Raw genomic sequence first — 25,742 nt, 5'->3', positions numbered from 1 at the left:
TAAACTTGCTCTAAATCGGTTTAGTCACTAATCTGAATATACATCGGGAACAATGATGCTCTCAACTGAAAGGTCGACATGGACGCCGAACTACTTCTCACTCGTATCAAGCGCACACTGAACGAGCGAATCGCGCGAGCACAATACACTCCAGTTTCACAGTTACAGATCGAAACGTGGCGCGTCCCTGATGAAACAGTAGATGGCCAAACAGTTATCGGCGAACCGGCAAACCCGTCGTCGTCGGCTCACTTCACCCCACTACACGTTGGTCAGACATGGGGAAAACCCTGGCAAACCGTCTGGTTTAACATCCACGGAACCACCCCCAATAACATTCCTGCTGGGGATACTGTTGAAGCACGAATCAACCTCGGGTGGGCAGACCACTCTGCTGGCTTCCAAAGCGAAGGGCTTGTACGTGACAGCCACGGGCATACCGTAAAAGCTCTCAACCCACGCAACCAATGGATTCCACTCCCCCAAACCCCACACACCTCTTTTGATTTCAGTATCGAAGCGGCCGCTAACCCGCTACTACTTGAAGTCCTGCCATTTCAAGTTACTTACGACGGCGATAAACTCACGTCTTCTGAACACGATAGCTACCGGCTCACTCAAGCAGATGTTGTTATTCGCCATACCGACGTCGTCAACCTCACCACCGATATCACTGTTCTATCCGAACTACTCGAGGCGAAGGGAGTGGCTGCGTTCACCAATGATGATTACGAAACGCTCTACGCTCTCAACTCCGCTCTTGACCGTCTTGATCTTCATAATATTCCGGGCACAGCGGCTGCCGCACGCGCCGAAATCGCACCGATTCTGGCACGCCCAGCACTGCCCGGTGCTCATCGTCTTTCGGCGGTAGGCCACGCACATATTGATTCTGCTTGGCTGTGGCCCATCCGGGAAACCAAACGCAAAGTAAACCGCACGATCGCCAACGTCGTCCGCCTCATCGAAGACGGAACAGGGCTAGTGTTCGCCCTCCCCGCCGCCCAACACGTTGCCTGGCTAGCCGAAGAAGACCCGGAATTATTTGAACGCGTCAAGAAATGCGTACACGATGGCTCGATTGTTCCCGTTGGGTCCATGTGGGTAGAACCTGATGCCGTACTGCCCGGGGGCGAAGCCATGGCCCGCCAACTAGTAGAAGGAATCAGTTTCTTCCGGGAAGCCTTCAACTACGAATGTCAAGAAATCTGGCTCCCAGATTCTTTCGGATACTCTGGTGCCCTTCCACAATTAGCTCGCGAAGCTGGTATCACCCGCTTCTTAACACAAAAAATTTCGTGGAACCAAACCAACGTCTTCCCGCATCACACATTGCAGTGGGAAGGTATTGATGGTTCACGAATCTTCACCCATTTCCCGCCGGCAGATACGTACGGTTCGGAAATCACTGGTGAGCAAATCCGCCATGCGGTTGAGAATTTTAAGAATAAAGGCGAGGCAAACTGCTCCCTCCTCCCCTACGGATATGGCGACGGCGGTGGCGGCCCCACCCGCGAAATGATGGAACGCCTTGACCGCCTCGAAGATTTCCGCGGTGCTCCGCGCGTCGTACGCGAATCCCCGCACGACTTCTTCGAACGCGCCGAAGCTGAATTCCCACAGCCCCCAGTATGGGTGGGCGAACTTTACCTCGAACTACATCGTGGCACGTTTACTTCTCAGATCGCTGCGAAACAAGGTAATCGCCGTAGTGAAGCGCTACTGCGTGAAACTGAATTGTGGTGTACTGTTGCTGCCCTTGCCGGCGCTAGCTATCCACATGATGAATTGCGCGCGCTCTGGCGCAATGTTTTGCTGTGCCAGTTCCATGACATCCTTCCTGGCACATCTGTTGCCTGGGTCTACCGCGAAGTCGCTGACATATACGCTTCAGTTAAAGAAACCTGCGAACGACTCATTGCTAACGCATTCACTTACTTATCTGAGGGTCGCCCTACTGCCCACGCCTTAGCTAACGCCACCTCTTTCTCCTCTCGTGGCGTTACCCCGTTAGGTGCAGCAGTACCGACCAAAACCACCGGTGGCGTTGGTGATCGCGCCCACGCAGGCGAATTGTGTATCAACAATGGTGTTCTCACCATCGATTTCGCCAACGACGGCGCGTGCACCCAAATCACTGACGCCACCGGGCACACTTTCCTTCCAGCCGGAGAAAAAGCTGGCCAATTCTCCGTATTCCAAGACTTTCCGAATATGTGGGACGCGTGGGATATTGATCCGTTCTATCAAGGCTCCGAACAGGTTCTGCCACTAGAGTTTGATGGGACCAGAATTGACGACGACGGCGTGGCTTGCGCCCGTGCTCACACCTCATTCAGTAATTCTGATATGAGTATTGAATGGCGACTAGCTCCGAGAGCAGACTATATTGACGTCCATGTTGAAGCTAACTGGCATGAACATGAAAAGCTTCTTAAACTCGGTTTCCCCGTGAACATCCACACCAGCAAGGCTCAGTACGAAACCCAGATGGGCTATATCGAGCGGCCTACCCACACGAATACCTCGTGGGATAGTGCCAAGTTTGAAGTCTCTACGCATCGTTGGATTCGGCTGGGTAACGAGCAAACTTCGTGGTCGATTGCTAATGATGCCACGTATGGGTGGGATATTACCCGGCATAGTGCCGGCCGGCGCGGAACATGGAGCCTTGTGCGTGCCACTTTGGTTAAGTCTGCTGTTTATCCTGATCCGAACCAAGATCAAGGCAGGTTCTCGTGGAATTTCCGGATTCGCCCGCAGGCTTCGGTGGCTCAAGCGATTGCTGACGGTCAGCAACTGAATTTGCCATTGCGTGAAGTCCCTGTGGACATTACGCCACCGTTTAGTGTTTCGGGCGCAATTGTTGAATCGGTTGCTATGGCGCCGGATAAGAGTGGTGACGTCGTCGTCCGACTTTATGAGGGGCTTGGCGGCCCGGCGCATGTGACGCTGACCTGGCCAGATGTTCAGGTGATGGCCACTGACTTGTGTTATCGCCCTAGTGGTGATGCACCAACGGTATCTTCACATGCGGGGAAGCATAGTTTTGATCTTGCTCCGTTCCAGATCGCCACGTTGCGTATTACTCCAGCAGAAAGGAATTAGACATGAAATTTGGCGTTAACTACACGCCCCGGATCGGCTGGTTTCATTCTTGGCTGGATTTTGATCCGGATCATGTGCGGGCTGATTTTGATACTATCGCGTCACTGGGCGTGGATCATGTTCGGATTTTTCCGTTGTGGCCAGTGCTGCAACCAAACCGTACGTTGATTCGCCAGCGGGCTCTCGACGACGTTGCTACGGTTGTCCAGCTTGCTCATGAGCGTGGTATGGATACGTATGTGGATGTGTTGCAGGGGCACCTGTCGTCTTTTGATTATTTGCCGTCGTGGGTGAATTCGTGGCATCGGCGTAATATTTTTACTGATCCGGATGTGGTTTCAGGTGAGATGGCTCTTGTTGAGGCGCTTGCGTCTCGGTTGCGTGATGTTCCTGGGGCGCGTGGCTTGAGTTTGGGTAATGAGTTTATTCAGTTCGCAGCTGATCGCCATCCAGAGCAGCATAAGATAACGTCTGTACAGGCGCATGACTGGCTTTCTCGTTTGCTAGGTGTGGCTCGTGACGTGTGGCCGGAGGCTACTCATGTTCATACTCATGACGACGATATTTGGTTTGATACTGGGCATCCGTTCGATCCGGAGTCGGCCGTTAATTTTGGTGATGCTACTACTGTTCATTCGTGGGTGTTTGGTAAGGTGGGTCCACGTTTTGGACGTGGGAGTAGCCAGTTAGAGTGGTTTTCGCGGTATTTGTGCGAGTTGGCGGATGCCTGGGGCCGGGCTTATGGGCATATTCAGCGCCCCGTGTGGTTGCAAGAGATTGGCTCCCCGTCAAACTATGTTGATCCTAGCGATTCGGCTCAGTTTTTGACTGCTAATATTGAGCGACTTATGGGTGTTCATGGTGGTGGAACTGCCCCGAATTTGAATGCGATTACTTGGTGGTGTTCCCATGACGTATCTCGATCATTGGCGGATTTCCCAGAGATAGAACATACTCTTGGACTATTTGATGCAGATGGCCGTATTAAGCCAATCGGTTCGGCATATCGTGAAGCTATTGCGACTTGGCGCAACGCAGAACCGATCACTGCCCAGCGTCCGACTTTAACCCTTGATTTAACACCACAAACACGCAACCACGCCGATGCGTGCCATGATTTTTTCGATCAGTGGATTGACTGTGCCTTGATGGGAGAAGTACCGGCAATATCAATATCGGGCTAATTATTTACGTTGATTTCTACGATTCTTCGTCGCTATTGTTTCTTTTTTTCTTTCCATATTCCAATAGCTGAGTGGGTGATGCTTCCTAGCGACATGAGAATCAGGACTGCTCCACCAAGGAGCAACCACGGGAATCGTGGCAGGTACGAGGCACTGGTTGCTCGGCCCTCTTCAACTGCCGGAGTGGGGTCTACTCGTTCACCAGTAACAAGGATTCGGTGGCTGTTAATGCCCAGCGGTTTGCATGTGATGAGTGTTGCCAGATCTTTTCCTTCTACCGGACGGATTGAATCTGATTCTTCTGGGGAAACGACTTGTATGTCGATAACTTTATAGGAATACACTCTTCCTAAAATATTTATGGAAAATAAGTCACCTTCTTCTAGCCGGTCAAGGTGGGTAAACATTTCGGCACTAGCTAAACCGCGATGTCCAATAATAACTGTTCGGGTGCCTATTCCGCCAATTGGTAGTGATGTGCCTTCAAGATGGGCAGAACCTTTAAGTAAGTTTTGTGTTGTTGCACCGTGATAGATGGGTAGATCAAGGTCTGCTTTGTCTACGATGATTCGACCCATGATGCCAGTGTCATTGATGCTCAGTAGTTCATGATATCCACGAAAATTGCGTGTACTTGTGTCATCGAATGTTCCGACGCCGGTGGGCTTGTTTGCGTTGGAGCGTAGATCCGCTCCTGACTGTAGAGCACATTGTACCGGTGTGCTTCTTCGGTTTGATCGTCGGCTGAAGGGGAAATGTGATCCACTTCTTCAGAGTATATGTCAAATACTTTCGATTGATTGTATTGATATATCCAACTTGCGAGTGTGGGATATAGTCCACTGGTTGAAATGCTCCGGGTTTGCTTCTTAGGTGTTTATCCTGTTTTCTATTGTTGCTGACATTTTTTGTTGTTGCCAGTATTTGTTCTCGATCTCGACTGGCGTGTGGTAATTAAGTGTTTGGTGTAGGTGCTTAGTGTTTCACTAATTCACCCACTCGAAGGTAGCGATCTCGACCTCGAGAGCATCAGCCCACCGGTGAGTATGGATGATTTCATTCTTGTATGAACCATTAACGTTTTGGGCTAAAGCATTATCGTAGCTATCACCCACGCTTCTAAGTAGATTCCACAATTCCTGTATCTATTAAATGCTGATGATAGGCCAGTGACACATATTATGAACCGTGATCTCAGTGGTGAACCAGCCCAGCAGTTGATTTCGCATTCCAGATTGCTTGCTTGAGTGCCTGTAACAGCAATGCTTTAAGTACGCATAGAATCTGATAACGCTCAACCAGCAATACGACGGGAAACCACGTTAGTAACAAACGCCGCATAAACAAAGCCCCTACTAGTTCGCACATAAGTAATATCAGCAACCCATAGCTGGTTCGGAGCAGTTGCACTAAAATTACGCTGTAGTAGGTCTGGGCGAATATCCACACTCTTGCTCTTTGTCGTAAGTTACCACCCTCTTGCCTTTACGCTTGCCCCTACCCTTGGCAAGAGCCATGATCGGGTTGGGTTTGCTCACGTCCAATAAAGATCCCACGGCGTTTGCGGACATGCCACATTTTCCTTACCCCATAGACCCCGTAGTTTTCAGCGTGAATCTGACTAACAATCTTGGTTCGCTCTTTATCTCGAACGCGGTGAGCTGAAGGCTTACGTGTCTTCGTATCACGGTAACCACGAGAAGACAAAAAGCCCCCTCCCTCACGCTCCCTATTCAACATCCGCAAATGAACTCGACTGTGAAACGATCACGATAGGTATCAATAACCGCGATCATTTCCGACGTTGGGGGCGAGTTCTGAGGCGAAAAAAGCTGACGCGGCTTATCTGAACTCATTCGTGTCACAAAGCTCGTGAACCTCTCGAAGTTGTCTGGAGTTATGCGTTATCAGGTCTTCCTCAGCACGTAAGGCCCGATCAATCTTGCGGGCTTCTTCCAACCATATACGGGCGGTGTGCCAGGAAACCCCAAGCTTTGGAGCCACAACCTGACACGCAGCATTAACCGATAGAACCTCTAGCCAAGGATCCTGTCCTCGATTAACCGGACAACCCTGTCCTTAGCCTCTTGATCAAATTTCTTCTGCCTACCCAAATCCTCCCATCTACTCAAACGGAAGGAAACCTAGACCATTTCAATCCATATTCTCGGATTTTGCTGTACACCTACACTCAACGAATCGTTAACTGTGATGTGAGTGGTTAAAATAATGACAATCAACTGAATATGTACTAGTTATATCCAGCATCATGACTGGATTGGAATGTTGCTTTCAAGTGGCGCTAATCAAAATGAATAAGGCTAACAAACTAGCTGAACTGCAAAACAAATTGAGTGGAACTGAGTAGTAATTGAAGCTCGCAGGCATAGAGGTCAGAGTAGGAAAAGAACTTGGAAAACGCACAAGGAAAGTTAAAGATTAATATGCCACTTATTCCGCTAACTCCAGTTACTTCGATCGAGAATTTTGCGACAGTGCTCGCCCTTGCGGGCGGAGTGGGTATTATTGGCCGACGGAAGCACAGTTAACAAGAAAATTACTACCTAAAAGGGGCAAACCGCAAATGACGGTTTGTCCTTTTTGGGTAGTAAATCTGTGAGTTACGACAGAAAAAGCGCCGTTTTTGGCTTAATTCTTAGGAAAAGGAGGCGCACTCCGGAAGAATGGCAATATGGATAGTGAAGATAACAATGATATGAAACCAATAGATCCAACGTCGAGTGCGACGTCGGAACTAGCTGCAATTCTATCTGTTGAGCATGAAATCAATGCTGCAGATATACAAGAAAAACCAATCGAATTAGCGTCCGAAACGGACGACACCACCATCGCGTGGTCCGTGGTTATCCCGGCCATGATCCTCGTGCTCGGCGTGGTCGTATGGGGTTTGGCTGCACCCGAAACCTTTTCGAATGCGTCTAGCGTCGCCTTCTCCTGGGTACTCAATAATCTAGGTTGGGCATTCGTTTTGTTCACCACCATTTTCGTGGCGTTCGTCGTCATTATCGCGGCGTCGAAATTTGGAACAATCCGATTAGGCGCGGCTGATGAACAGCCCGAATTCTCCAATTCTTCGTGGATCGCAATGATGTTCGCTGCCGGTATGGGTATCGGCTTGATGTTCTACGGAGCTTCGGAACCACTCGCGTTCTATCGTGACGGCGTTCCCGGGCATAATGCTCACGAAGTTGGAACAGCTATGGCAACAGCCATGTTCCACTGGACCCTCCACCCGTGGGCAATGTATGCCATTGTTGGTCTTGCTATCGGTTATTCGACTTACCGAGTAGGTCGCCGTCAGCTTATCTCCGCCACCTTCACCCCGCTTATTGGGGAAAAGCACGCCAATGGTTTTGTTGGTAAAGCAATTGATTCGCTATCAATTTTCGCGACCGTTTTCGGAACCGCATGTTCCCTAGGTTTGGGTGCTCTGCAGATCCGAGCAGGTCTTACTGCCTCTGGTTTTATCGAGGATCCGGGTACCGGCATGATCATCACGATCGTCGTCGTCCTCACCCTCGCTTTCCTACTTTCGGCGATGTCCGGTGTTGGCAAGGGTATTCGTATCTTGTCGAATGTCAACATGGTTTTTGCGGCTGCGCTCGCGATCTTCGTGTTTGTTCTTGGCCCAACAATCATCCAGCTCAACCTTCTTCCTGGCTCACTAGGTGCATACGCTTCCCAGTTCTTCGAGATGGCTGGTCGAACCGCTTCGGCTGCAGACGGCACTGCCGGTGACTGGATTTCGGCATGGACGATCTTCTATTGGGCATGGTGGGTTTCTTGGTCACCATTCGTAGGTATGTTTATTGCCCGTATTTCTCGTGGGCGTACGATCCGTGAGTTCTGTACTGGAGTTTTGCTCGTACCTGCCGGTCTTTCTACCGTATGGTTTGCTATTTTTGGTGGCAGTGCTATTTCGATGGAGCAGGCGGGACAAAGTATTTATGCCGACGGCGTTCCCGAGTCGCAACTGTTCAACTTGCTTCATTCGCTCCCTGGCGGTTTCGTGATGGGTATTGTTGCTGTGCTTTTGCTTGCCACATTCTTTATCACGTCAGCTGATTCAGCGTCGACGGTGATGGGGTCACTTTCCCAAGGTGGCCGGGCGAACGCTACGCCATGGTTGACCGGAGCATGGGGTCTGGTTACTGCGATGATTGGCTTGACTTTGTTGGTTTCCGGTGGTGACCAAGCGTTACATTCTATTCAAAGCGTGACGATTGTGGCCGCAACTCCATTCCTTTTCGTGGTGTTTGCGTTGATGTTCTCTATCGTTAAGGATCTGCGTTCAGATGTTATTTATCTGGACCAGCGCGAGCAAGAGCGATTCAATCGCCAGTTGGCAATTGAGCGTCGCCATGTGCGCGAGCGTGAGGAAATCCAGCAGGCTAAGAAGCGGATGGCTCGGATGAAGCATCCAACTGGAAAGGGAGCAGCTAAGTCTGCTGCGAAAGCAGCTGATAAGGTAGCAACGAAAGCTGGACGCAAGTAGTGCAAACTCACAGCGAGTTACTGGCGTAGTTACGAATAATTCGCGCTAATGTGATGGGCGGGACCTTATGGGTCCCGCCCACATTTTCTCCTTTCCACCACTGTATTGCGGGGTTTCCCATGTCTAGTCGCGGCGTCGTCATCTCATTGTTGTCCTCCGTCGCTTTTGCGATGTTTTCATTTTTCGCAGCGTTTACTGCCCCGCTCACCGGTGTGGAGTTATGGGCCTGGCGCATGATTATGACTGTCCCAGGTGTCCTTATTGTTTTGGTGATGACACATCGTTTTTCGTGGTTCACTAATGAGGTTCGACGGGTGCGTGAAGAACCCAAGAAGCTTCTTGCCTACGCTTTTTGTGCTCCGATGCTAGCTGCACAAATGTGGCTTTTTGGTTGGGCGCCGCAGGTGGGGCGAACGCTAGAAGTTGGTATGGGCTATTTTCTGATGCCACTGGTGATGGTGGTTATTGGCAAAGTTTTCTACGGTGAGCGCATGACTCGGCTCATGGTTGTGGCGACTGTTATTGCTACGATGGCGGTGGCGTATGAGGCGTGGCGTTCCGGTGGTATTGGTCCGGTCGCGTCTTTTATTGCTTTTGGCTATCCGGCATATTTTGTGGTTCGCCGTCATTTTGAGACTGATGGTGTTGGGGCGCTTGCGTGGGAAATGACGTTGGCGTTACCGATATCATTATGGGTTGCGTTGAGTGGTCATTCGATTCAGGCGGTGTTTTCGTCAGTGACGCTCGTGGCGGTTTTATTGTTCTTGGGTGCCCTGTCAGTTTTTGGCGTTATCTCTTATGTTTTGGCGGTTAAGTGGCTCCCGTATGGGATTTTTGGGTTGTTGTCCTATGTGGAGCCAGTGTTAGTTATTGTGGTGGCGTTGGTTTTGGGTGAGCGGATTGATCCAACCCAGTGGTGGACATACTTGGGGATCTGGTTGGCTGTTTTCTTGCTTGGCGTTGACGGCGTTATTGCGTTGTCTAAGCGGGTGCGGTGGTCCGTTCCGGCGGTTCGTCCTTGGCGACGACGAGGACCGCGCAAGCCTCGTACGGAACCGGATTCGTGGGCTAGGTTGTTCCGTAATCGTAAAGGGAAGATTGTGGAGAAGTCCCGCTAATACGTGGTGGGTGAAAAATAAACATAGCCACTATGCAGTGCGAATCACGTTTTGTGGTTGCATTGGGTGTGTTTACTGGTATGTCGCGAAAAGAGTATTCACCATTGTAGCATCAATGCTTCATTTAAATATTTTTTGGGACTAACATTCTAAAATATATTGACTCCCCCCGAAGCTGTAGTATTTCCGAAATACGGCACAAGTGTCGTGACTGAAAAATAACATCAGATTATCCGTATTTGATGTTTTAACGTGTTTTGGATGGACTGACGATGGCTGAATTAAGCTGGAAACGACTTGTAGGTATGGGACTAGCCTTATTGGTTAGTGGTTCCATGACGATCGTTCCGATGACTCAAGACGCCTTGGCCTCAATTGAGCATAGTGATGAACACGGTGATGAGGTTGCGACAAGTCAGGCTCAAGATGAAGAGGCGCCAACTGTTGATCAGCCTCAAGAGGTACCTAGTGTCGATAATGAGGATTCTCAATCTACTAAACCTGAGCAAGAAGAAGAGTTAAATAAGACTGACGAAACATCACCCCTGACACCGAAGAAGTTGTTCAGGATTCCGAAGAAGACCTTCGCCAGTGAAGATGATGAGCTTTTGTTGCTGGACTCTTTTGCAGATGATATTCTCCCCGTTCTTGCTTCAGATAAAACTGCTTTATGGGGTAAGGGTGGAAATACTTTAGATAGTTTCGATCAGTGTGCGCCAAATACGCTATTTTTGATGGCTGTCGAAGGAATGGTTCAAGAAGTATGTGACGGTAGAGTAGTTAACACCTACGATATTCCTCACGATTCATTATCTTGGGCATTTCGTAGAGGAGACCAAGGGCAAACCTACTGAGAACGGTATCAAAACTTCCAGATATCTAACAGACTAGGCCATTTTAATAGCTTGGCAACATATTCATCTAACGGCACTCCAGAGATGTGGGCGCTAGAAACGGGTAGTGTTAACGATACTTCGAATTATGACGGCAATGTGCTTTTGTGGCATTATCGTGTTGCAGATGGAACGCCAAATGAAGCCTACTGGCATGCGGTTGATGGACGAAAAGGCGAAATAAAAGCTGAATGGCAATCACATCCAACCCACGGGGGTTCATATGTAATGCCAACAGCAGTCTCAGAGAATACCGGCGGAACAATATATCCTTCGGTAGCAGGTACAAGTCAGCTAAGCTACCCTGGAACGAATGGTTCCTACACAGATCCGGAGCGCGCATACACAATTTCGAAGGCCGGTACCGCATTTTAGTTGGCGCAATGGCGCCTGACGGTTCGTATATTTTCGGTGGTCCACGTCCTAGTAAGGGTGTTGCTAATCATCCACAAGGGGGCAATGAGCTTAAATTATTCGCCCATAAGCCAGATGGAACTATCGTCTATCTAGGCATGTTGATATGCCAGTATTGCCAAATTTGAAAGATCGTCCGGTTTTTAAAGATGTGGATATCCAGTTTGACGATTACGGCAATATGCTCGTTCAGTACGGGCAACGTCAAGGATCAGCTCAACCTATCGGTCAGAATCCGGAAACGCATAAATATTTGCGAGTTGTGAGTAAAGATAATTTCCAGGTTTCCTTGAATAGTCCGTTAGCTCAATGGGGTCCGTCTAAAACCAATCGTGGTGAGTGGATTTCAAAGGGAATAGTTGGCCCGTCTGCAGGAAGACCGTTTGGATTGTCTTCAGCAGATAGTGTGTTTCAGAGAAATTCACGTTCTATTGCATCGGATCCGGTATTTCAGGGTTTGAAGATCAATATCCTGGTACAAATCCTTCCAGTGAATCTTCTATCCTCGGTAAGGATGGAAATCTATTGATGACTTCGCACTTTTCGGATGGGTGGAATCCGTCAAACTGAAATGGTCTAGGTTTCCTTCCGTTTGAGTAGATGGGAGGATTTGGGTAGGCAGAAGAAATTTGATCAAGAGGCTAAGGACAGGGTTGTCCGGTTAATCGAGGACAGGATCCTTGGCTAGAGGTTCTATCGGTTAATGCTGCGTGTCAGGTTGTGGCTCCAAAGCTTGGGGTTTCCTGGCACACCGCCCGTATATGGTTGGAAGAAGCCCGCAAGATTGATCGGGCCTTACGTGCTGAGGAAGACCTGATAACGCATAACTCCAGACAACTTCGAGAGGTTCACGAGCTTTGTGACACGAATGAGTTCAGATAAGCCGCGTCAGCTTTTTTCGCCTCAGAACTCGCCCCCAACGTCGGAAATGATCGCGGTTATTGATACCTATCGTGATCGTTTCACAGTCGAGTTCATTTGCGGATGTTGAATAGGGAGCGTGAGGGAGGGGGCTTTTTGTCTTCTCGTGGTTACCGTGATACGAAGACACGTAAGCCTTCAGCTCACCGCGTTCGAGATAAAGAGCGAACCAAGATTGTTAGTCAGATTCACGCTGAAAACTACGGGGTCTATGGGGTAAGGAAAATGTGGCATGTCCGCAAACGCCGTGGGATCTTTATTGGACGTGAGCAAACCCAACCCGATCATGGCTCTTGCCAAGGGTAGGGGCAAGCGTAAAGGCAAGAGGGTGGTAACTTACGACAAAGAGCAAGAGTGTGGATATTCGCCCAGACCTACTACAGCGTAATTTTAGTGCAACTGCTCCGAACCAGCTATGGGTTGCTGATATTACTTATGTGCGAACTAGTAGGGGCTTTGTTTATGCGGCGTTTGTTACTAACGTGGTTTCCCGTCGTATTGCTGGTTGAGCGTTATCAGATTCTATGCGTACTTAAAGCATTGCTGTTACAGGCACTCAAGCAAGCAATCTGGAATGCGAAATCAACTGCTGGGCTGGTTCACCACTGAGATCACGGTTCATAATATGTGTCACTGGCCTATCATCAGCATTTAATAGATACAGGAATTGTGGAATCTACTTAGAAGCGTGGGTGATAGCTACGATAATGCTTTAGCCCAAAACGTTAATGGTTCATACAAGAATGAAATCATCCATACTCACCGGTGGGCTGATGCTCTCGAGGTCGAGATCGCTACCTTCGAGTGGGTGAATTAGTGAAACACTAAGCACCTACACCAAACACTTAATTACCACACGCCAGTCGAGATCGAGAACAAATACTGGCAACAACAAAAAATGTCAGCAACAATAGAAAACAGGATAAACACCTAAGAAGCAAACCCGGAGCATTTCAGATTCTTCCATATTTGGCATAGTTTCAACACCATCCAAAGGAGGGGTTGCTATCAGATTTTCTAATAGCAACCCCTCCATTAACCCAGATCAGAACTAAATGAAACTCTACGAAGCACGATGAGAGTCAACTATTAGCTCGATACTGAGGGACCTCGCGTTTCATCAACTTATTGACTCTGTTGTTGCAATCCAGGCCAACTCACGAAGTTTTGCAACAGTTAGGTCCTCAACAGGAATCTCACTTGCAACCGTTTTACCGTGCGCAAAAACTGTCACTACATCTGCTAATTCAAGGATTTCTTCCTCTTCAGAAGACGATACGATGAGTGTCATTCCCTCATCAGCAACCATTGATTTGAGTAGCGAATGGATTTCCGACTTTACTCCAATATCTACACCTTTTGTCGGCTCGTCTAATAACAAAATTTTAGGTTGCTGAGCTAATGTTCGCGCAATTAAGACCTTTTGTTGGTTCCCTCCAGACAGAGCAACAATCGGCCCCTGCGTATTACCTCGAACGTGTAATCGGTTCAAAAATTCTGATGTCATTTTTGATAAACGGGCATTATTGATCCACCCCCCTGTTGAAAACTGAGTTACAATTGGCAATGCAATATTTTGAGGGCTTGACATTCCTGGAACTATGCCATCGATTTTTCGTTCCTCAGTAAGATACGCAAAACCACATTTCATCGCATCTGCCGGATTTTTAGGAATATACCGCTCCCGGAAAAGTTCAACTTCACCCGAATATACCGGCTCAACACCGATAAGCGAGCGCAATAGTTCAGTACGTCCCGCACCAACTAAGCCGTATAGCCCAACGATCTGCCCTTCTCGCGCATCGAATGAGACACCCTGCAAATGAGGGCCATGAACATCTGAAACAGATAAGATTACTTCACCACTAGTTTTCCCTATTCGTGTAGTATCCATACCTTTTTCTTGTGCATCTGCAATATCATCACCAACGATCGCCCGAACTACTTCTTCATGCGAAATTGATTCAGCGTCAGCATCAAGGATTACTTTGCCATCTACTAAAGCTACAATCCGGTGTGCGACTTCATACAACTCATCTAACTTATGATCAACAAGCAATACGCCAACATTCTTACGCTTCGCAATATCTTTGACGTAATCAAGTAACCTACCGATCTGCTCGCCTTCAAGGGAAGTCGTAGGTTCATCCAGTAACAGATACTTAGTATTTTTGGTCGCTGCAATAGCTATTTCTAGCATTTGTCGAGCTGCAACTGGATAAGAACCTAACGAACGATCAACATCCATTTCTAGGTGAAACTCATCCAACATTTGTTGGGCAAACTTGCGCATCTCTGCTTTTCGTAACCCAGCTATGCCAGATAGTTCCCTTCCAAGCCAAATATTTTCTTGAACCGTTAAATTAGGTATCAGCGATAGTTCTTGATAGACAGTGCTCACACCGTGACTAATAGCTTCAGCGGGACTATTAAAAACCACTGACTTTCCATCAAGATAAAGCTCGCCTCCGTCATACTTATGAGCTCCTGCCAGAACTTTCAATAACGTAGACTTGCCAGCACCATTATGCCCTACCAAACCAACAATTTCACCAGGCTTTAGATCGAAGGAGATGCCCGCCAAGGCTGGCACGCCTGCGAAATGTTTTGTTAAATTCACCGCCTGAAATCCAACTTTAGAAACGGGCATCTTCTTCTCACTCATATTGATCAGCCAACCTCACCTGGCGCAGGAGTTTCTCCGGTTACGAACAACTTCAACGGACGTAAAATTTCAGCATCAACTTTTCCGTCACTGATAAACGTCTTGATCTGATCAACAACACGTTTTCCGTAATCCTTTGGTTCTTGCGCAACACAACCAGGGTATGTTTCTGTCAGTGGTAGTTCTGAAGCGCAGAAACCATAGACTTTAACATCTCGTCCGGACGCTTTCACTGCTTCAAGTGCCCCCTGTGCAGCAGGTCCCGTAGAAGCAAAAATTACATTCATGTCGGGATTTCCTTGAAGCATAGATGATGTCACATTAAGTGCTGTATCTAGCTGAACTTTTCCATCAACAGTCGCATCAACTGTTGCATGACTGTTCTTTTCGAGTGCTTTCTTAAAGGCATCATCTCTTTCGACTACAATAGTTTGATCTGGCGCAGTTACTAAGCCAACATGCAGCTCAGCATCATCCCCAAAGTCTTTGAGTACTTGTTCACCAATAACTGTTCCACCACCTGCATTATCAGCACCAAGATATTGCACGATTGAAGCATCTTGATTACTCATAGCAGTTTCAGAAACACCCACATTCACATTAAACACAGGAACACCTGCGTCATTAGCAAGTTTGACGATTGCCGCTGATGGATCTGAATTGACTGGATTTAATGCAATAGCACATGGCTTTTTCTGGAGTAAAGCCTGTGCTTGCGCTAACTGATTTGAATCATCGTCATTGGCGATAGAAACATCAACAGTAAAGCCTTGTTCTTTACCCTGTTCTTCAAATCCTTCCTGCATAGCAACATAATATGGATTTGTTAGATTTGGCAGTAAGACTCCTAAAATTGGCGAATCTGACGTACAGCTCTCTGGTAAGGAAGTAGCTTCATCACCAGCTTTTGCGGGTTTTACCTCTCCTGATCCTGTATCGATAGCTCCACAGGCGCTCATTGATAATGCTCCTGCAGCTACAACAGCGAGAATAACTTTTCGCTTCATTGGTTTCTCCTTAGTAAAAACAACGTTGTTTTGATTTGGTTTGACTGATTGACCTGAGTTCTAATGAGTTATGCCATCGGAAACAGTTCCTTTTCGTTTTTTGAAAAGTGAAAAAATTGAAATATTTCGTCGATTCGAATCTATAAGAACACCAAGGAGAATAATTACTCCAATAACAAGTGGTTGCCAGTATGCACTAACTCCAATAACATTCATACCGTTGGAAACTTCCGCAATAAGAATTGCACCAAACACGGCACCTAAAATCGTTCCCACACCACCAAATAGGCTTACACCGCCGACGACGGCAGATGCAATCGAATAAAACTGTTCCGTACCTGCTCCAGCTGTTGGATAACCGACCATTAACCGTGATGCAGTTATGATTCCACCAAAAGCCGAACAAATTCCAGAAACCACATATACAAGTACCGTCGTTTTCCCAACGTTTATGCCTGACAACCTCGCTGTTTCACGATTGCCACCAACAGCATAAATATGCACACCTTGAGCGGCTTTCTTCAAATACAGGCCCAGCATGATTGCAGCAATTGCTACTAAAATTACCGGAACTGGGATTCCAAAGATTGACCCTCGGCCAAAAAATGCAAACATTTTATCTGCGATCGGCACAGATGACCCATTGGTAAGAATTTTTGGGATTGATGCAGATATCCCAAATGTTGCAAACGTTACGATGAATGGTGGCATATTACCCCAGTGGACTAAAACACCATTAAAGAGGCCCACTCCTGCCCCCACTATAAGAGCAACAATCGCCGCACCCCACCACGGAACACCAGCTTGCATAGTTAATGCGGCGATAACTCCAGTCAGTGCAATATTAGAACCAACAGATAAGTCGATTCCTCCTGTTAAGAGAACGAAAGATTGTCCTAAAGCTAAGAATAAAACAACTGTTCCGTTCAAAAGCAAGACCATCATATTGTCGACCGTACGGAATGCGGGTGCTACGAATGACAGCACCGCACCAACAATTATTACGACCGCAATAATGCCAACTTCTTGTGGAATTCTTTTATTTTTCATTTTGGTTCCTTAACCATGAAAATATTTCAGCTTTCTTTCTTGTACCGACAGCGCAATATTGCGATAGCGCTCTAATATGAATGGATGGTATGTTCCCGAAAACTCCGAGGAAAGACGTGGTGTCCAAACTGGCGGATGTTTCTGCCCAAAATATGCCCATGCAGCCTGCAAAGCAGCTCCGTCTGCTACATATTCACCGCGTTCCGGGACTTTTACCGGCATTCCAAGAACAATTGGCGCAATGCGACGCACCGCTTCTGATCTTGCCCCACCACCAATGAGAGTAACTTGGGAAATATCCACACCCAAACTCCGCATTGCATGGATGCCTTCGCTCACCCCGCAGAGCATTCCTTCAATAGCTGCGCGAGCAACATTTGATGGTGAAAGATTATTATTCCTTATACCGTAAAGCTCACCACTCGCATGAGGTAAATTCGGCGTCCGCTCTCCTTCTAAATACGGTATACAAACTAATCCTTCTGCTCCCGGTGGAGCACTCAAGGCCAATCGATCAAACTCACGATGACTAACACCTAATAAATTCGCATATGCATCTACAACTCGAGATGCGTTCAATGTAGCCACCAGTGGCAAATATCTGCCTGAAGCATCAGCAAATCCAGCAACCGCACCCGTAATATCTTTAACCGGTTTATCGCTTACTAAAGACACTACTCCTGATGTACCAATTGAAAGCACTGCTTCTCCAGTGCCAATCGAAAGACCCAGTGCGGCTCCAGCATTGTCACCACACCCAGCAGCCAAGCTTATTTTCTTTTTGCCATTCCTCATCGTTCCGATGATCTCATTGGGTTTTCCAATGTTTGGCAATATCAGATCGTTGGCAGACTCTTGTGATTTTAAGGCTAAACCTAAGAGCTGACGATCATAATTCTCTGCCGAAGATGAAGCATAGCCAGTACCTGAAACATCTGACCGATCAGTTGCTAACAAGTCTAGATCTGTCGTGTTCCGTAATTTCCAGGTAAGCCAATCATGCGGTAAGCAGACAGCTCTTGTTCGGGCTAACGATTGAGGTTCTTCTCTTGCCAACCAACGCAACTTAGTTATCGTAAAAGAAGCAACCGGAACTATCCCCGTGCGTTCAACAAACTTTTTCTTTCCTTCTGAATAGTCACCATCACCTAATTCAGAAATAAGATCATCCGCATCTTGAGCCGAACGAGTATCGTTCCACAAGATCGCATTTCGCACCACTTCACCATGTTCATCAAGAGTGACCATTCCATGCTGTTGCCCCGCAACAGCAAGTGACTTGACGTCTTCTAATCCACCTGCTTGATAAATCGCTTCATGTAAAGCTCTTTCCCAAACTTCAGGAGATACCTCTGTTCCCGTTTGATGATGTGCCACACCAGAGCGCACGAGTGCGCCAGTATGTGCATCTCTGATCATGACCTTACATGACTGGGTTGAGGAATCAACACCTGCAACTAGCTCACGCATAACAACCTCCATTAGTTGCTCCTTGCAATAAATAGTATAGACGTGGGTCACATTAAATGCAACGATTTAACAAAACACGCTATATTTCATCCACAGTTACGCTATTTTTGTCAGCTGAGCACCCATAATCACATTAAATAAAATCATGTAACAATTAAATAGTGGTGGCATAATTAGATTGGAAAAGAGCTTAAAAAATATGACAATAAACCACTTCACACACTCTATGCGTTCCCCTGTCGGTACTGGCATTGAAAAAGTTAGGAACTACAACCTATCGCTCCTAGCTCGAGCGGCTATTACATCAAACACTCCCTTATCTCGTGCCGATCTTGCCGCTACAACAAAACTCAATAAGTCCACTGTCACACGTCTCGTCGACACATTGATTCACTATGGAATTCTTGTCGAACAACCAACAGAGCGTACAACTAGCGCAGGCCGTCCTTCTGTACCTCTAAGCGCAGCCGCACACACCCACGTCGCAATAGGAGCCGAAATTTCAGACTCTTCCGTTCGAACGTGTATCGTCGATTTACGCGGAAAAATCTTATCGGAACATATTCACGAATTTATTGACCAGCCCTTACCGGAAAACGTTTTTCCACTCTTGGTCAACAGCCTAAAAAAGCATGAAAAACAAATCCGTTCGAGCCACATGAATCTTGTAGGCATAACTTGCGGATTTCCTGGCCTCGTCTCGGAAAACGACGGAGTACTATTTTCTGCTCCTTCAATGTCATGGAAAAACATTTCTCTTCCGGACATGCTTAATGAGTTCACCAACTCAAACCCATATAGAGTTCATTTTGAAAACTCTATAAATCTCGAGGGATTTAATGAACTAATCCACTTGCGACGTCATAACGATTCAAAAAATAGCTTTCTATATATTTCCGGTTCCTCCGGTATCGGATCAGCAATAGTCCGTGACGGTGTTATCTATACTGGTGCTCGTGGATTTGCGGGAGAAATTGGACATATAGCTGTCACTGAAAATGACGTTATTTGCTCTTGTGGCTCTACCGGCTGTCTTGAAACTGTCGCTGGACGCCGCTATATCATGAGACAAGCTGGCTTTCCTGGTGATGCACCAATAGCCCACTTATATGCCGCTTTACATAGAAAAGATCCACAAGCCTTAACAGCAATGAGTAACGTTGGAACGATTCTAGGAAAAGCGATTGCCGCAAGCCTAAATCTTTTTGACCTACCTGAAGTACGCCTTGGTGGAATATTTGCTGACTTATTCCCTCATATGAAAAAAGAACTACAAGCAGAAATTGATGAACGCGTACTAACAAGCACGCTTAAACAAATACAGGTTTCAAAATCTTTAGGCGATGAACGAGCAGCATCAGAAGGCGGAGCATGGCGAATGTTGCTTAATTTTATCGATTCTCCAGATACATGGACCGTTCCAGATTCTTACGCACTAACCTATTACGATGTCGACCAAACTCCTGAAGTAATGATTTAAAATCTGGCGGGGCATGATGGATTCATCGTGCCCCGCCAGAGATTGTGGTCTAGTAAGACTCAGTCAGTAACAATAATGACTCGCAAATTACGTGGTCCGTGAACGCCATCAACACGAACAAGCTCGATGTCCGACGTAGCTGATGGGCCAGCGATCCACGTGATCGGCCGAGTTGGATTTTTATCCAAAATCGACACAGCCTGTGGAACTGTTGGATAAACATCCTTCGCCCGCAACACAATCACATGCGTATCTGGAACCAGAGTGATCGCTCGGCGTCCCTGATCTGGCTCTCCATCCAGCACAATGGTGCCCGACATCGAAATAGCTACCCGGGAAGCGGTGACAACCGCATCGATTTTATCCAAATCGTAATTTCCGAGTGCCTTTTCACGAGAATCTTCTTGAACGTTACGATCGTGACGCCCAGCAGCTTTCTTCCACGATTCCGGTAAACCGTGTGGAACAACAACAGAGCTAGCATCCTCAAGGAACTTATCGATCGCATCCGGAATACCTGCTTCGTTCGTGGTTTCCACCACGGCCGTGTAATCGACGAGTTTTTCAATCAGATCGTCAATAACCTCTGGGGATCCCGGTGGGAACTCGCCTTCTTGGATGTAGTCCCGTGGCGGTTCTGGTGCCGGTCCCTGCTGGGAGAGAGCAAGCGCATCTTTAATACGCTGCAAAATTTCTTCACGTGCACTCACTTCTCATTCTCCTTTGCGTTCTTTTCTTCTTCCTTGAGCCATTCCCGGAACGTCCGCGCTGGTGGAGCCGGAACGTCACGTACCATGGTCCACCGGTTTGCTAATGGGATAGGAACATTATGAATCTTACGATCCTTACCGGCAATCACACGGCCAGCCTTAACACCCTTCGTTGCAGCAGTCCAAGCCTTCGCATTGCCCATAATCTTCGAGCTAGCCTTCATGGAAATATCCCATACGTCAGGAATTCCGCCACGGTTAGCCTCAGTAATACGATGACGAAGATCAACGAGAACTTCTGGAATATTAATCTTGACTGGGCAAACTTCGTAGCAGGCACCGCACAATGACGACGCATATGGCAACGATGACGCCGGATCATCATGATCCATTGCCCCTAACAGCTGCGGTGTCAAAATAGCTCCGATTGGTCCAGGATAAACGGAGTTATATGCGTGTCCACCAACATGTTCGTAAACTGGGCAAGCATTCATACATGCTGCACAACGGATGCAGTGCAATGCCTGGCGGCCAACTTCATCAGCCAACACCTTAGTACGGCCATTATCAAGGAGAACCAAATGGAACTCTTGTGGTCCATCACCAGGAGTAACACCTGTCCACATCGAGGTATACGGATTCATCCGCTCACCGGTTGCCGAACGTGGAAGTAGCTGGGAGAAGACTTCAGCGTCCTTAAAGGTAGGCACAAGCTTTTCGATACCTACCAACGAAATCAAAGTTTCTGGCAAGGTCAGACACATCCGGCCGTTGCCTTCCGATTCGTAAACGGAAAGCGTACCAGTTTCCGCGATCATCATATTTGATCCGGAAATAGCAACCTTCGTCTTTAAGAACAATTCCCGCAAATGAGCACGGGCAGCCATTGCCAATACTCGCGGTTCTGTAGTATCAATTGGCTCGTCAAGATCAGTCATTTCCCGGTTGAAAATTTCTCGAATTTCCGCACGGTTACGGTGAATAGCTGGTACCACAATATGCGATGGCATGTCTTTACCTAGCTGAACGATCATTTCCGCCAAGTCGGTTTCGTGGGCAATAATGCCTTCTTTTTCCAACTCTTCGTTCAGGTTAATTTCCTGAGTTGCCATCGACTTAACTTTGACAACTTCAGTAGCGTTCTTTTCCCGTAAAATGCCGAGAATAATTTCGTTGGCTTCCTTCTTATCTCGAGCCCAGTGAACAATACCGCCACGCTTTGTAACGTTTTCTTCAAGTTGGACAAGGAGTTCTGGAAGATTACTCATCGTCTTGTGTTTGATAGCCGAAGCCGAATCCCGCAACGCTTGCCAATCTGGCATTTCCGCAACACGCTGTGCACGCTTGTTACGAATAACAGTTGTTGCGTGACGCAGATTCTTGCGCAGCTGATTATCACGCAGCGTTACTGCAGCACCCTTAGGGAACGATGATCCCCATTCTAGAGTGTGGTCCGGAAGCGGATCGCCTTGAACCCACTGCTCAGCCTCTTTCGAAAAAATCTTAGGTAAACCTAAAAACGTAGCCATTACACACCAGCTTTCGTGGTTGATTCAGGAGCCACCCATGGCTCGTCTTGGGTACCGGCAAGGACTTCAGCGAGGTGCATTGCCCGTACGCCTGCACGGTTACGAGACAGGCCACCACCGATATTCATCAAGCAGGAGTAATCTCCAGCAACCAGAACATCAGCCTTGGTGGCGAGAATATTGTTCATCTTGTCAGTTAACATCGACGCCGATGTTTCATGATTCTTCAGTGAGAAGGTTCCACCGAATCCACAGCATGATTCAGCACTTGGTAGATCAACTAAATCAATACCGCCCACTTTACGTAGCAACTGGAGTGGCTTATCGCCAACTTTTGCAACGCGTAGTGAATGGCAGGTTGGATGATAGGTGACGCGGTGTGCAAAGTATGCACCGACGTCGTCAGTTCCTAAGACGTCAATTAAGAACTCTGAAAGTTCATACGTCTTTGCGGCAATCGCTGCTGCTTTAACACCCAGTGAGTGATCACCTAGTTTATCGGCAACCATCTGCTGCTGTTCACGAATTGACCCAGTACAAGAACCGGAAGGCACCACAATGGCGTCCCATTCACCATCAAGAACTGGTTCAAAAGTTTCCACATGATTCTTAATCAAGGGCATTGCTTCTGGGTAATAACCGGTGTTGATATGCATCTGACCACAGCAAGCTTGACGTTCGGGGAAGTCCACGTCGATTCCAAGGCGCTTGAGTAGATGCATAGTTGCCTGCGGTGCCTGTGGGAACATGGCATCCGCAATACAGGTTGCAAATAGTGCTACTTTCATTTCTTTTCTTTCTTATCGATGCATCAAAGGTGGACGGAGGTCACTGTACAATCGGCACGATACCTTGAGTTGCAAGGAACGTGAGCAAGCACAAGACCAACAGGAGGCCAATAGAGAACGGGGCTGCCTTGCGTAAAATTTCGGCTTCCGATCCCGGCTTATTGATTGCAGTCGCAGCAATAGCAAGGTTTTGCGGAGAAACGATCTTACCTAGGCCACCACCAATACTATTGGCGGATAAAAGAATATGAGGATCAAGGTTAGCGCCAGTTGCTGCCGTAGACTGCAGTGACGCAAAGAGGGCGTTTGCCGATGTTGCCGAGCCGGTTACCGCAGTTCCGATCCAGCCAAGAATTGGGGAAAGGAAAGCGAAAGCCGAGCCAGTTGCTGCCAAGGCGGCACCAATTGCAGCTGTTTGGCCGGAGAAGTTCATAACATACGCTAGGGCCATGACCAATGCGATAGTCAATAGTGACCAGCGCAAGGAATGAATGGTATTGGCGAGAACAGCAATGCCACGTCCGAAGCTGAATGTGAATCGGCTAGAAGAGCAGATTCCGTAGACTACCGAAACGATGAGCGCAGTCATGACGATCATGGTTCCGGGGCTGGCAAGCGTTTGGATACTGAGGATTGCGCCCGACGACGGTTCACCCGCTGAGTTCAATAAAGATCCGTAGAGCCCTGGCCACTTCACTGGAATTGTTGTACTGGCTAGGGCTTGTGGAATGTTGACGCCGAAAGTCCAGAGCTTTGCTACGGAGAAGATGACGACGACGAGCCAGTATGGCATGAGGGCCAGTGTGATCCGGCCAGCGCTTGGGATACCTTCTTCAGAGGCTTCAGAACGCCACTCTTCTGGGGTTGTTGGATTCAAAACAACAAGCGCGCCAGCAATAACCGCGAAACCGAGCAAAGAAGCGAACACCGCTGTTAATTCGTAGGAAACGAAATGGGCTGCCACAAAATGACCGCAGGCGGTAACTACACCTTGTAGCAAAGCGAGATGCCAAAGCTGACGAACGCCGCGAGCACCGTCAAGAATCAGTAGTAGTAAGAATGGGATCATGATAATGATCCATGGGGTCATTGACGACGCCGTGTTTGCTACGGCACCTCCAGATACGCCACCGATTTTACCGGCGGTGGTAATCGGGATAGCCATAGCGCCGAAGCCTACGTTAATTGCGTTGCCGACCATAGTGACTAAGGCGGCTTTAATTGGGTTGATTCGCAACGAAACGAGCATTGCTGCCACAATAGCAACGGGCGCACCAAACCCAGCAAGCCCTTCGAGAAGACCACAAAAAGAGAAACCTAATAGGAGGGCTTGGATGCGAATGTCGCCTTTTCCAACTGCTGCGAAGACAGCTCGGACATCTTCATCACGACCCGAATCAACGGTGAGGTTATAGAGCCATACTGCAGCAATAACGATATAAAGGATTGGCATGATGCCAAAAGCGATACCGAAAAGAGCAGAATTGGCAGCCATTGCGGTCGGCATGTGGAAACCAAGCACAGCAATAACGAGTGCAATGATTAACGAGCCGAGAGCACACCAGTGCGTCTTCATCTTAAATACGCCAAGCATGATGAAGAATGCCACGAGGGGCAAAATTCCTACTAGTGCAGATAGAACAGTTGAGCCAGCTATGGACTCTGTGGACGGGACAAAAGTGGCCGTCTGTATCGCCATTGAATACAAATGCGCTCCTAGGACAAAAGTAATAGATTACTTCCATTGTCAGATAACTTAGCGATTATGACAAACGGCAAAACCCCTATTTGACCGTTTTTCTTTTATTTTATTTATCGACCCCGTCAAATCGTTGATATACCAACGATATTAAAATCGTAAGACTTTCATTCTTTAATTCATCTTTACTAGCAAATTGACGTAAACATAACTAAGAGAGCACAGTATATGGACAAAAACATGAGATAAATGAGAATGGTCTTCAATTATTGGCCAGTTTTTTTATATGATACTTTCATCCCAGAATTTCATTATCGAAATACTGGAAGCCGCATTTTCACATCAAGGGAGATACAGATGCTCAAGCCCATCATCTCAGTAGCACTATCGGCCTCATTGATCCTTCCAATGGCAGGTACCACGGCATACGCTACCACTCCAGTAACCAATGCTCATATCGCAATGGCAGCAACCGATGATTCCTCCGTACAAAATGTCCGTGAGGAAGCTAAGGAAAAGGCTGCCGAAGTTGCGGAAACGATGACTACCATCAACGAAGCAGTCAGCGAGGTGCGCCCTGAAGTCGCTTGGAGTAAAGAATTCAAGCAACTCTTTGCTACCTTGGCAGAACTCAAGAGTGAATTGATTGCCCTCTCAACCGGAAACATTGCAGCTTTCGATACTGAAACCATCCTCACCCGCGCCGAACTCGCCACGAATATCGGCGTCACTATTGATACGGCTGTCAACAAGCTCAACAATAAGGTTCAAGCTGCCCACGCAGAACTCGGTTTCGCTATTACTCGTGCAGTTCTCCGGCTAACCAACATCACGGCAACTGACGCACAGCTCAAGGATTCGATTGCAGATCTCGAGACTGTCCTCAACCGTGTTTCACAGTACCCAGACGTTTTACCAACCGATATCGCAACCGTCTACGTCAAGTCTGATCTCACCAAGAAGATCTGGGATACTCGCTGGAACCGTGACAAGAACATTCTTGGCAAGAAGTCGTTCGCAACCTACCACGCACTCAATAAGAAGATCACCGCCGCCGTCGGCGTTGAATTCAATGCCCGTGCAACCGTTCAGCAAGTACGCGACGCAATCGAATCACTCGATGTTGCTTACGCTACCGCACTTGATGGCGAGTGAACGTCTTTCTATAACCTCATAAACTAAAAGGTCTC

At 47.7% G+C, this 25,742-nt stretch carries 24 protein-coding genes; 12 read left to right on the top strand and 12 right to left on the bottom strand.

All coding sequences use genetic code 11. The features are described from left to right. The first annotated feature begins 78 nt into the window (after positions 1–78). Positions 79–3,108 (top strand): alpha-mannosidase, encoded by a 3,030-nt coding sequence (locus tag HC352_RS00175; protein WP_168917028.1) that lies wholly within the window; start codon positions 79–81, stop codon positions 3,106–3,108. 2 nt (positions 3,109–3,110) lie between these two features. Beyond that, positions 3,111–4,292, top strand: coding sequence for a glycoside hydrolase 5 family protein (locus HC352_RS00170; RefSeq protein ID WP_168917027.1), 1,182 nt, complete (start codon positions 3,111–3,113; stop codon positions 4,290–4,292). Positions 4,293–4,324: 32 nt separating this feature from the next. Here HC352_RS00170 and HC352_RS00165 read toward each other — a convergent pair whose 3' ends face one another. The 4 genes from HC352_RS00165 to HC352_RS08955 all read right to left on the bottom strand — a co-directional run bounded on the left by HC352_RS00165 (position 4,325) and on the right by HC352_RS08955 (position 5,999). After that, the gene (locus tag HC352_RS00165) at positions 4,325–4,873 is read right to left on the bottom strand and encodes a class C sortase (RefSeq protein ID WP_247645254.1); all 549 of its coding nucleotides are present in this window, start codon (positions 4,871–4,873) and stop codon (positions 4,325–4,327) included. A gap of 17 nt (positions 4,874–4,890) precedes the next feature. Next, entirely contained in the window at positions 4,891–5,058 is a 168-nt protein-coding gene (locus HC352_RS08960) for a hypothetical protein (RefSeq protein WP_211080675.1), read from the bottom strand. Between the two features lie 528 nt (positions 5,059–5,586). Further along, on the bottom strand, positions 5,587–5,739 hold the full coding sequence (locus HC352_RS00160) for a hypothetical protein (protein WP_168917020.1): 153 nt from the start codon (positions 5,737–5,739) through the stop codon (positions 5,587–5,589). 50 nt (positions 5,740–5,789) lie between these two features. Beyond that, positions 5,790–5,999: a hypothetical protein gene (locus HC352_RS08955; protein WP_211080674.1), complete on the bottom strand. Its 210-nt coding sequence runs from the start codon at positions 5,997–5,999 to the stop codon at positions 5,790–5,792. 704 nt (positions 6,000–6,703) lie between these two features. Here HC352_RS08955 and HC352_RS00155 point away from each other — a divergent pair. The 8 genes from HC352_RS00155 (at position 6,704) to HC352_RS00125 (ending at position 12,663) form a co-directional block, all read left to right on the top strand. After that, a complete protein-coding gene (locus HC352_RS00155; RefSeq protein WP_168917026.1) occupies positions 6,704–6,841 on the top strand; it encodes a hypothetical protein in 138 nt (45 codons plus the stop codon). A 143-nt stretch (positions 6,842–6,984) separates the two neighbouring features. Beyond that, positions 6,985–8,808, top strand: coding sequence for a BCCT family transporter (locus HC352_RS00150; protein ID WP_168917025.1), 1,824 nt, complete (start codon positions 6,985–6,987; stop codon positions 8,806–8,808). A gap of 119 nt (positions 8,809–8,927) precedes the next feature. After that, positions 8,928–9,926, top strand: a complete 999-nt coding sequence (rarD, locus tag HC352_RS00145; protein WP_168917024.1) for an EamA family transporter RarD — start codon at positions 8,928–8,930, stop codon at positions 9,924–9,926. A gap of 272 nt (positions 9,927–10,198) precedes the next feature. Next, positions 10,199–10,780 (top strand): hypothetical protein, encoded by a 582-nt coding sequence (locus HC352_RS00140; protein WP_168917023.1) that lies wholly within the window; start codon positions 10,199–10,201, stop codon positions 10,778–10,780. A 51-nt stretch (positions 10,781–10,831) separates the two neighbouring features. Then, the gene (locus tag HC352_RS00135) at positions 10,832–11,194 is read left to right on the top strand and encodes a hypothetical protein (protein ID WP_168917022.1); all 363 of its coding nucleotides are present in this window, start codon (positions 10,832–10,834) and stop codon (positions 11,192–11,194) included. A 145-nt stretch (positions 11,195–11,339) separates the two neighbouring features. Further along, positions 11,340–11,762 (top strand): hypothetical protein, encoded by a 423-nt coding sequence (locus tag HC352_RS00130; RefSeq protein WP_168917021.1) that lies wholly within the window; start codon positions 11,340–11,342, stop codon positions 11,760–11,762. Positions 11,763–12,250: 488 nt separating this feature from the next. Further along, positions 12,251–12,460: a hypothetical protein gene (locus HC352_RS08950; RefSeq protein WP_211080674.1), complete on the top strand. Its 210-nt coding sequence runs from the start codon at positions 12,251–12,253 to the stop codon at positions 12,458–12,460. Positions 12,461–12,510: 50 nt separating this feature from the next. Beyond that, a complete protein-coding gene (locus tag HC352_RS00125) occupies positions 12,511–12,663 on the top strand; it encodes a hypothetical protein (protein WP_168917020.1) in 153 nt (50 codons plus the stop codon). A 611-nt stretch (positions 12,664–13,274) separates the two neighbouring features. Here HC352_RS00125 and HC352_RS00120 read toward each other — a convergent pair. The 4 genes from HC352_RS00120 to HC352_RS00105 are packed head-to-tail and all read right to left on the bottom strand — an operon-like array spanning position 13,275 to position 18,346. Further along, a complete protein-coding gene (locus tag HC352_RS00120) occupies positions 13,275–14,819 on the bottom strand; it encodes a sugar ABC transporter ATP-binding protein (protein WP_247645197.1) in 1,545 nt (514 codons plus the stop codon). Between the two features lie 5 nt (positions 14,820–14,824). Beyond that, complete coding sequence (locus HC352_RS00115) at positions 14,825–15,826, bottom strand: substrate-binding domain-containing protein (RefSeq protein ID WP_168917019.1); 1,002 nt, start codon at positions 15,824–15,826, stop codon at positions 14,825–14,827. 60 nt (positions 15,827–15,886) lie between these two features. Further along, a complete protein-coding gene (locus tag HC352_RS00110) occupies positions 15,887–16,876 on the bottom strand; it encodes an ABC transporter permease (RefSeq protein ID WP_168917018.1) in 990 nt (329 codons plus the stop codon). Positions 16,877–16,885: 9 nt separating this feature from the next. Further along, the gene (locus HC352_RS00105; RefSeq protein ID WP_168918535.1) at positions 16,886–18,346 is read right to left on the bottom strand and encodes a xylulokinase; all 1,461 of its coding nucleotides are present in this window, start codon (positions 18,344–18,346) and stop codon (positions 16,886–16,888) included. Between the two features lie 178 nt (positions 18,347–18,524). Here HC352_RS00105 and HC352_RS00100 point away from each other — a divergent pair, with 178 nt between their 5' ends. Then, positions 18,525–19,826 (top strand): ROK family transcriptional regulator, encoded by a 1,302-nt coding sequence (locus HC352_RS00100; protein ID WP_168917017.1) that lies wholly within the window; start codon positions 18,525–18,527, stop codon positions 19,824–19,826. 59 nt (positions 19,827–19,885) lie between these two features. Here HC352_RS00100 and HC352_RS00095 read toward each other — a convergent pair whose 3' ends face one another. From HC352_RS00095 to HC352_RS00080, 4 genes are read right to left on the bottom strand one after another with little or no spacing between them, the layout of a single operon-like run. After that, positions 19,886–20,536 carry a LutC/YkgG family protein gene (locus HC352_RS00095; protein WP_168917016.1) on the bottom strand — a complete coding sequence of 217 codons (651 nt, stop codon included), beginning with the start codon at positions 20,534–20,536 and terminating at the stop codon, positions 19,886–19,888. Beyond that, the gene (locus tag HC352_RS00090; protein WP_168917015.1) at positions 20,533–22,065 is read right to left on the bottom strand and encodes a LutB/LldF family L-lactate oxidation iron-sulfur protein; all 1,533 of its coding nucleotides are present in this window, start codon (positions 22,063–22,065) and stop codon (positions 20,533–20,535) included. Before HC352_RS00090 ends, HC352_RS00095 begins: the two co-directional genes overlap by 4 nt. Further along, on the bottom strand, positions 22,065–22,853 hold the full coding sequence (locus HC352_RS00085) for a (Fe-S)-binding protein (protein WP_168917014.1): 789 nt from the start codon (positions 22,851–22,853) through the stop codon (positions 22,065–22,067). Before HC352_RS00085 ends, HC352_RS00090 begins: the two co-directional genes overlap by 1 nt. 40 nt (positions 22,854–22,893) lie before the next feature. Further along, positions 22,894–24,552 (bottom strand): L-lactate permease, encoded by a 1,659-nt coding sequence (locus tag HC352_RS00080; RefSeq protein ID WP_168917013.1) that lies wholly within the window; start codon positions 24,550–24,552, stop codon positions 22,894–22,896. 357 nt (positions 24,553–24,909) lie between these two features. Between HC352_RS00080 and HC352_RS00075 the strand changes: the two genes are divergently transcribed. Continuing rightward, positions 24,910–25,707 carry a CAMP factor family pore-forming toxin gene (locus HC352_RS00075; protein ID WP_168917012.1) on the top strand — a complete coding sequence of 266 codons (798 nt, stop codon included), beginning with the start codon at positions 24,910–24,912 and terminating at the stop codon, positions 25,705–25,707. Positions 25,708–25,742: the final 35 nt, after the last annotated feature.

It is taken from the genome of Arcanobacterium buesumense (assembly GCF_012563545.1).
GTDB classification, from domain to species: Bacteria; Actinomycetota; Actinomycetes; order Actinomycetales; family Actinomycetaceae; genus Arcanobacterium; species Arcanobacterium buesumense.
This window is presented reverse-complemented; position numbering and strand designations above follow the sequence as displayed.

Excerpts from the sequence above, each read along its gene's own strand:
- HC352_RS00175 (WP_168917028.1), top strand. The coding sequence starts at position 79 with ATGGACGCCGAACTACTTCTCACTCGTATCAAGCGCACACTGAACGAG.
- HC352_RS00170 (WP_168917027.1), top strand. The coding sequence starts at position 3,111 with ATGAAATTTGGCGTTAACTACACGCCCCGGATCGGCTGGTTTCATTCT.
- HC352_RS00150 (WP_168917025.1), top strand. The coding sequence starts at position 6,985 with ATGGATAGTGAAGATAACAATGATATGAAACCAATAGATCCAACGTCG.
- rarD (WP_168917024.1), top strand. The coding sequence starts at position 8,928 with ATGTCTAGTCGCGGCGTCGTCATCTCATTGTTGTCCTCCGTCGCTTTT.
- HC352_RS00140 (WP_168917023.1), top strand. The coding sequence starts at position 10,199 with ATGGCTGAATTAAGCTGGAAACGACTTGTAGGTATGGGACTAGCCTTA.
- HC352_RS00130 (WP_168917021.1), top strand. The coding sequence starts at position 11,340 with ATGCCAGTATTGCCAAATTTGAAAGATCGTCCGGTTTTTAAAGATGTG.
- HC352_RS00120 (WP_247645197.1), bottom strand. The coding sequence starts at position 14,819 with ATGAGTGAGAAGAAGATGCCCGTTTCTAAAGTTGGATTTCAGGCGGTG.
- HC352_RS00115 (WP_168917019.1), bottom strand. The coding sequence starts at position 15,826 with ATGAAGCGAAAAGTTATTCTCGCTGTTGTAGCTGCAGGAGCATTATCA.
- HC352_RS00110 (WP_168917018.1), bottom strand. The coding sequence starts at position 16,876 with ATGAAAAATAAAAGAATTCCACAAGAAGTTGGCATTATTGCGGTCGTA.
- HC352_RS00105 (WP_168918535.1), bottom strand. The coding sequence starts at position 18,346 with ATGCGTGAGCTAGTTGCAGGTGTTGATTCCTCAACCCAGTCATGTAAG.
- HC352_RS00090 (WP_168917015.1), bottom strand. The coding sequence starts at position 22,065 with ATGGCTACGTTTTTAGGTTTACCTAAGATTTTTTCGAAAGAGGCTGAG.
- HC352_RS00085 (WP_168917014.1), bottom strand. The coding sequence starts at position 22,853 with ATGAAAGTAGCACTATTTGCAACCTGTATTGCGGATGCCATGTTCCCA.
- HC352_RS00080 (WP_168917013.1), bottom strand. The coding sequence starts at position 24,552 with ATGGCGATACAGACGGCCACTTTTGTCCCGTCCACAGAGTCCATAGCT.
- HC352_RS00075 (WP_168917012.1), top strand. The coding sequence starts at position 24,910 with ATGCTCAAGCCCATCATCTCAGTAGCACTATCGGCCTCATTGATCCTT.